This is a genomic window from Microcystis sp. M44BS1 (genome assembly GCF_020244875.1).
Lineage (GTDB): Bacteria > Cyanobacteriota > Cyanobacteriia > Cyanobacteriales > Microcystaceae > Microcystis > Microcystis panniformis.
The window spans coordinates 1-7,171 of sequence record NZ_JADBVM010000017.1; the positions used below are offsets into that span (position 1 = coordinate 1).

The 7,171-nt window shown below is 39.6% G+C and carries 8 protein-coding genes; 6 read left to right on the plus strand and 2 right to left on the minus strand.

Annotated features, from left to right (window positions below):
* Positions 1 to 134: 134 nt before the first annotated feature.
* Positions 135 to 1,094 carry a quinolinate synthase NadA gene (gene nadA / locus IM515_RS00605; protein WP_287627089.1) on the minus strand — a complete coding sequence of 320 codons (960 nt, stop codon included), beginning with the start codon at positions 1,092 to 1,094 and terminating at the stop codon, positions 135 to 137.
* Between the two features lie 496 nt (positions 1,095 to 1,590).
* Between nadA and IM515_RS00610 the strand changes: the two genes are divergently transcribed.
* The 6 genes from IM515_RS00610 to IM515_RS00635 all read left to right on the plus strand — a co-directional run bounded on the left by IM515_RS00610 (position 1,591) and on the right by IM515_RS00635 (position 7,061).
* Positions 1,591 to 1,770 (plus strand): hypothetical protein, encoded by a 180-nt coding sequence (locus IM515_RS00610; RefSeq protein ID WP_002772982.1) that lies wholly within the window; start codon positions 1,591 to 1,593, stop codon positions 1,768 to 1,770.
* 758 nt (positions 1,771 to 2,528) lie between these two features.
* A complete protein-coding gene (locus tag IM515_RS00615; protein ID WP_287627087.1) occupies positions 2,529 to 3,989 on the plus strand; it encodes a hypothetical protein in 1,461 nt (486 codons plus the stop codon).
* Between the two features lie 33 nt (positions 3,990 to 4,022).
* Positions 4,023 to 4,838, plus strand: a complete 816-nt coding sequence (locus tag IM515_RS00620; RefSeq protein WP_287627086.1) for a M15 family metallopeptidase — start codon at positions 4,023 to 4,025, stop codon at positions 4,836 to 4,838.
* A 38-nt stretch (positions 4,839 to 4,876) separates the two neighbouring features.
* Positions 4,877 to 5,722: a GH25 family lysozyme gene (locus IM515_RS00625; protein WP_287627085.1), complete on the plus strand. Its 846-nt coding sequence runs from the start codon at positions 4,877 to 4,879 to the stop codon at positions 5,720 to 5,722.
* An 11-nt stretch (positions 5,723 to 5,733) separates the two neighbouring features.
* Entirely contained in the window at positions 5,734 to 6,660 is a 927-nt protein-coding gene (locus tag IM515_RS00630; RefSeq protein WP_287627084.1) for a peptidoglycan-binding protein, read from the plus strand.
* Between the two features lie 38 nt (positions 6,661 to 6,698).
* A complete protein-coding gene (locus IM515_RS00635) occupies positions 6,699 to 7,061 on the plus strand; it encodes a peptidoglycan-binding domain-containing protein (protein WP_287627082.1) in 363 nt (120 codons plus the stop codon).
* A 1-nt stretch (position 7,062) separates the two neighbouring features.
* Here IM515_RS00635 and IM515_RS00640 read toward each other — a convergent pair.
* A partial coding sequence (locus IM515_RS00640; protein ID WP_190538260.1) for a transposase occupies positions 7,063 to 7,171 on the minus strand: 109 nt, incomplete at its 5' end.

Consider the following 7,171-nt stretch of genomic DNA (forward strand, 5'->3'; position numbering starts at 1 on the left):
ATAACTGATAACTGATAACTGATAACTGATAACTGATAACTGATAACTGATAACTGATAACTGATAACTGATAACTGATAACTGATAACTGATAACTGATAACTGATAACTGATAACTGATAACTGATAACTGATTAAGACATTTCTAACATTCTTTGAATCGGCAACAGTGCCTTAAGTCTTAAATCTTCAGAAATAGTAATTTCTGGAGTTTTATCTCGCATACAGAGATACAATTTTTCGAGAGTGTTCAGTCTCATGTAGGGACACTCATTACAAGCACAGTTATTCAAACCTGGTGCGGGTATAAATAGTTTTTCTGGGGCCGATTTTTGCATCTGGTGAATAATCCCCGGTTCTGTGGCGACAATAAAGGTTTTTTCAGAACTTTTCAGGGAATAATTTAATAGTGCCGTCGTGGAACCAATATAATCGGCATGGCGTAAAACCGATGCTTCACACTCAGGATGGGCGATAATTTTTGCTTCTGGATGGGCGACTTTTAATTCTATTATCTTGCGTTCGGAAAAAGTTTCATGGACAATACAACTACCCTGCCAGAGGACTAAATCTCTACCAGTTTGCTGACTGACGTAACGTCCCAAATTGCGATCGGGAGCGAAGATAATCGGTTGATGGACAGGGATTTGATTAACTATTTTGACTGCATTGGAACTGGTGCAGATAATATCACTCATGGCCTTAATTTCTGCACTGCAATTAATATAGGAAATCACGATATGATCGGGATATTGGGCTTTAAAACGAGCAAAATCTTCAGGATGACAACTATCAGCTAAAGAACATCCTGCATCTAAATCCGGCAGCAATACCAACTTATCTGGATTTAAGATTTTAGCTGTTTCTGCCATGAAGTGAACCCCCGCAAATACGATCACATCTGCTGGCGTTTGGGCAGCCTGTTGGGATAAACCTAGAGAATCACCAATATAATCAGCTATATCCTGTATGTCAGAATTTTGATAGTAGTGAGCCAGAATAACGGCGTTTAATTCCTGTTTAAGCTCTTTAATTGCTGTAAATAGGTCATCAGGTAAGCTCGAACGATTGGCGGGTTGAACAGTGGTGAACACGGTGGCACTTATGGTTATTTTTACCAAATACTAAACAAGTCCCTAGATCATAGCAAATTTTTTTAAAGTGATTAGGGACTGGGAGCTTTTTTCAGTGATCAGTAAACCCCCACATTCCGCACCCTAAAGTGTCACATTGAAAATTTTATCTAAATCGTCAAAACGATTGCCGGCTCTGAATTACAGGCTAATTTGTTTGCCCAGCAGATGCACAATTAGCCCTAAAAATCTGATGGCTCTGATACCAAATTATTGAGATGAACTCTCATTAAGCTGGCGATCGCTGACTAGAGTGTGACACTTCATAATTCTTAGTAATCGCTAAAAGTTTTACTATACAAGGGCTAGAGCAACTTTTGATTTCAACGACTAGGGTGCGGAATGTGGGTTTTACGGTGGTGAGGATGTCAACGGCAAAATTTCCGTAAAGAGGTTGATTCCCATTCATTGATATGTCAAGTTCCCTGCCGTAAAGAATCCATGGATACTTGAGGCAATGATGATTACAGAATTAAATATCCGGTTAGAAGCCCCCGAAAAAACAACCAGAGAAATAAGGCTACGGAAGGAAGCTATCGACTGGCAATCGGCCGAGTTTAACCAGTGGATGACCAGAATCAAAGCCAGGCTAAATGCGATCGCTGGTAAGATCGAAGGGTTGGATGCTGCAAGGTAGTGCGATTTTGCCAGCAGCCGATGCGAGGGCAGCAATTATCAAGAAAAGTTACAAAAATCTCCTCTTACTATTTCTATATAGTCAAATTAATAGACAATAAAACTTAGAGATAGATAAGTTTCAAGTGCAAACTTAACTGTGAAGAGCAATGGGTGACAAAATTATCAGATGGTCATACCCATTAATTAGAGGAGGCGGAACTGATGTCGCTGACAATTTTAGGTTCGGGAAATCGTGATGTGGACAGGGACATGGGGAGCATCTCACCTTTGTAACCCCTAAATCAGGTTTTTATGTCAAGCTATTTTGAAAGCCTTGCTAGAAACCAGTTTTGGGGATAAGTATAATTACTCACTTGCATAAATGAGATGCTCCCGTGGACATGCGGACAGTCTTAATCTGGTTCTTCGGTTTGTCTTAATGGAGTAAAGACATTAGACATCTCCAAAAATTATAACCCAATCACAGCTTGCTTTTAGCCCATGTACTAACTAAATAGTTCGATAGCTGGGATGTATATCTATCGTTGCTAATTCAATTTCACTGAAAAAATATGAGGCAATTAAAATCATTTTTATTTGGGTAGATTCCTTAGCTAGAAAGACTTTTGGTCTTAAGATAATATTAGTCCGAGGTCTATTAAGAAAGAGAGAATTGGTGATTTTCTCAAAAATTATCCCAATGTCCATAACATCCATGTAGCTAACCCTGGAGAACAGGGTGAGTCCTACGCTTAAAAATTAAGGAGAACTTTGATCATGGCAACTTTAACAGAAATTTCTGGTAATAATCAAGCTTTGAATCGCTCTCAATTAAAAGCCGATAAAGGATTAGTTCGTGAAATTCAAGTCAAACTCAGAAACTTAGGACTATATCCAGGAGGACAGTGGATAGATGGATGTTTAGGCACAACGAATAGTTATACATGGAATGGACTGAAAGAATTTTGTCATGCAGTCGAACTTCCAGATCTTCCTTCAGACACGATTGCTCTAAATGCTGAAATTGCTAAAAAGCTATTAGATACAAAACAACTTCCTTTCATTTTAGAACAAGCCAAAGATGCTGCTTTTATCCTTCAGAAATTGACTAACATTCAACAACACACTTCCATCTTAGTGGATGTTGGTGCAAATGAAGCGTTCGTCAGCCGTACCGCTCAAAATTCACCCTTTAGTAGTGAAATTAGTAACTACCCTCAATACATAACCCAAAAACCGGATGGTATATCGATTATTTCTGGTGGCAATAGTGCGATATCTTCGGATTATCCTAATCGAGGACTATTACCCAACATTGATTCATCTGGGTTGAATTTTTTACCCAGCTATATTGCCCATGCCTGTGTCTGTATTGGGAATTTTGGCGATGGTATAAACCCAATTAAAACCCATTGGCTAGGAAAAAATGCGTTAGCTCCTGTTCAATTCCTCAGTGCTACTAAATTTATTGGTGTTCTCAATGCTATCTCTCAAATTAATAGCAATTTTCCCACCGTTGACGTTGATAATTGTGTGATTGAGCCTTCCTCCTCTTCCAAACTTCGTTTTTATGACTTGGTTGCTAATGTGGTTTCCTATAAAAAAGATATCGAAGGAAATATTGGATATTCCAATCAAGTAGGAGCTTTATTTAAACGGTTTACTCGGCGACAAGATCTAGAGTCTTGGATTCAAGCCCAAACAGGAAACGGAAATTTGGAATTTCGAGGAGCCTATGGATTGCCCTCTCTCATTGCTGATCCCAAAATCAAAGATACTACCAGTGGTGCAACCGTTCTTAGCTCAACGGCTCAGGGTAATTCGGGCAATAACCATATCTCTGCCTATGATTTAACCCGACTCATTTCAATGCTGGGTTGGCATTTGCATTTAACCTCTAATACACGACTGCCTAGCGCACAGTGGATCAGCTTAGAAAGCGTTGTCCGAGCTATGGGTAATGATATTGCTCGTTATGTTGATGTTGCCCTAGAAACCTTAGGGGTGATCAATGTTATTAGCGAACCCGTCGTCATTTCTAAAACTGGTTGGGGTAACAGTGCTTTCACCTATGTTGCTTTGGTGAAGTTTGTTGATCGCCGTTTACAACCAGCTAAGTTACGCACTTTTGCTATGGCTCTATGGACTCCTGATGGTTCATCGGAAGATCGAGATACCCACATGGCAGTCGCAGTGACGGAAATTGTACGACGAATTCTAACTGAAGAATTGGTTTGAAACTCTAAAAATTACAAAAGGAGGATACTTATCATGGCATTACCAGTTTTGAAACGAGGATCAACAGGGGAAGTTGTTGAGCGTTGGCAGCAATTTCTCATAGGTCATGGTTTTCCTGATTTAGTGGCTGATGGTAAATTTGGTCAAGCCACTGAAGATGCCACGAAAAAATATCAACTCTCTAAAGGACTAAAAGATGATGGTATCATTGGCAGCAAAACCTATGCCAAGGCTCTAGAAGATGGGTTTGATGGTGTGGAGTACGATGCTGATTTTCCGCCTAAACCCGTTTTTCCAGCAGTGGTTAGCTTATCGGAGCGACAACAGCTTTTTGGTAAGTTTGACTATGTTTCCGATCCAACTCCTAACAATCCCGAACACATCAAAATTCTGGGAAATTGGGTTCAAGAAAATATTTTAGAAGTAGAGCTTCCCGATTTTCAGAATATTCATGATGCACCTAGTAATGGGAAAATGGAGTTTCACCGTCTTGCCGCCCCACAGTTACAAGGACTCTGGAAAGTTTGGCAATCTAAAGACCTACTAAAACTTATTCTAACTTTCGACGGTAGCTTTGTACCGCGTTTTATTCGTGGTAGTCGCACCGTCTTAAGCAACCACGCTTTTGGTTCTGCTTTTGATATTAATTACGAATGGAATAAACTGGCACATACTCCAGCTTTGGTGGAAGAAAAGGGTTCAGTCCGACGGTTGGTTCCTATTGCCAACGAATACGGATTTTACTGGGGAGGTCATTTCAACAGTCGTAAAGATGGGATGCACTTTGAGGTTGCCAAAATTCTATCTAGTGGAGAACTCGAAGCTCTCAAAACCAAGTATGAACTTTAATTCATCAATCTAACTTAAACGAATTTAGGAGCAAAGTTATGAGTATTCCAGGAATTGATCTATCTAGCTATCAAAACCCTGTTAATTGGGCTAACCTTGCTGAATGCGGCATCAAATTTGCCTTTCTTAAAGCGACTGAAGGTGTAACCTGGAAAGATCCGACCTTTACTGATAAATGGAAACAAGCAAAATCTGTCGGTATTTTACGAGGAGCCTATCACTTTTTCCGTCCTAACAAAGATGCAAGTGAACAGGCCGACAATTTTCTTAATTCACTGAATGCAGTTGGAGGATTAGAAGCTAATGATCTACCTCCTGTCTTGGATACTGAAGCCAACAATAGTGTTGGCTCATCTGTTATTAAGTCGCGGTGTTTGGAATGGCTCAAAATTGTCGAACAAAAAACTGGACGAAAACCCATTCTTTATACTTATCCTAGTTTCTGGAACGGATTAGGATCAACTCCTGAATTTAAAGCGTATCCGCTTTGGATTGCTCATTATCGACTAGGAAGACCTGATATTCCAGGGGCTTGGACTACTTGTTATTTTTGGCAATATACCGACCAAGGCAGGATTAAAGGAATTTCTGACTATGTCGATCTTAACTGGTTTAATGGAGAGTTAGAAGGACTACAAAAATTTGTTCAAGGCGATTTTTCGAGAATTAATCCCGATCCGATCTTTACTGATTTAATCAACCGAAAAGATACGGGAGAATCCGTCAAAGAAATACAACGTTTATTAGGATTTCAAGGAGATGATGTTGACGGAAAATTTGGTCCAATGACAGAAGGAAGAGTTGTAGAATTTCAACGCTCTCATGATCTTCCTGTTAATGGCATAGTCGATCCTGCAACTTTAGCCAAATTGAAAAATCAATAGGAGTTATTACCATGGTACGCATTCTGTTTCAACGACCTTCCAGTGGTTATCGCAGTGTTCGTGGAGAACTGATTAAAAAAGTTCAGCGATCTCTTGGCAATCTTTACACAGATATTATCGACGGAATTTATGGCAGAAACACTGAGATTGCCCTGTTAAATTATCAACAGCAACACAACCTTTCTCCGACCGGAAAAATTGATGAGGAGATGTGGAAACAACTGATTGCACCAGAACTTCCCTCTATTCAGGAACTTTGCCTACAATTAACAGCCGATTTTGAAGGAACAGGCTTTACCAAAGTTGTCGGCAATTTTGATGGAGCAGGATTAACATGGGGGATTATTGGCTTTACGCTCTCCAATGGAGAATTAGGAAAAATTCTCAAAGAAATTCATCAGCGATATCCTAATTTATTTGAGCAAGCTTTTGGAAATCTTGCTGACGATCTTCTTAAAATTCTTGACAAATCTCTTGCCGAGCAAAAAGCTTGGGCTGATAGTATTTCACTAGGTTCTAATAAATATAAAGTTAAAGAACCTTGGAATACAGCCTTTGAAACACTCGGAAGTTTCCCAGAAGTTCAGGCTATTCAAATCGAGCAGATCCAAGAATACTGGGATATTGCCATTCGTGATGCTCAAAAATTTAATTTACAGACTGAACTTGGTTTAGCGCTCTGTTTTGATATCGCCGTACAAAATGGAGGCATTGACTCTCATGAGTCTGTAGAAATTCAACATAAAATCAATCAATTACAACCTACAACTGAACAAGATATTCGTAAGATTATCTCTAATGTTGTGGCAGAACATAGTAATCCTAAATGGATTGAAGATGTCAGAAAACGGAAGTTAACGATTGCGACATCTCAAGGTAAAGTGCATGGTGCTAACTACGAAGTTAAGTCATGGGGACTGGATGAAATTCTTGTCTAAAAGCAAGTGAGGTAAAAATAATTAAGGAGGACAAAACCATGCTATTCGTATCTACTTATCCAGGCACCTTGTTAAAACTGGGAGTGATTGGAGAAAACGTCAAGAAAGTTCAAAGAGAACTGAATAATCAAGGTTATCCCTGCCCCGACAATGGGAATTTTGATGAGAATACTAAACAGCGTGTCATACAGTTTCAAGCGGAGCATAATTTAGCCGCAGATGGCATCGTGGGTCCCCTCACTTGGGAAAAACTATTTCAAGAAATCCCACCGAAAGAACCATCAGCCAACACCATGACAGTGTTGAGAACGATGAAAGAGCGTGTCGATATCTATCACAAGCCCACTTTCCAAGATAATGAGGGACGAGGAATTTGGGCTCTTCGTTACTCTTTATGCTAAATCAACAGACAAGATGCCAAGATAACATACTTCTAACCCAAAAATTACGAAAGTTTCTAAAGCCATAGCCTCTCCGTTTTATTAGTTTAAGTTTATTGTTGATTCCCTCG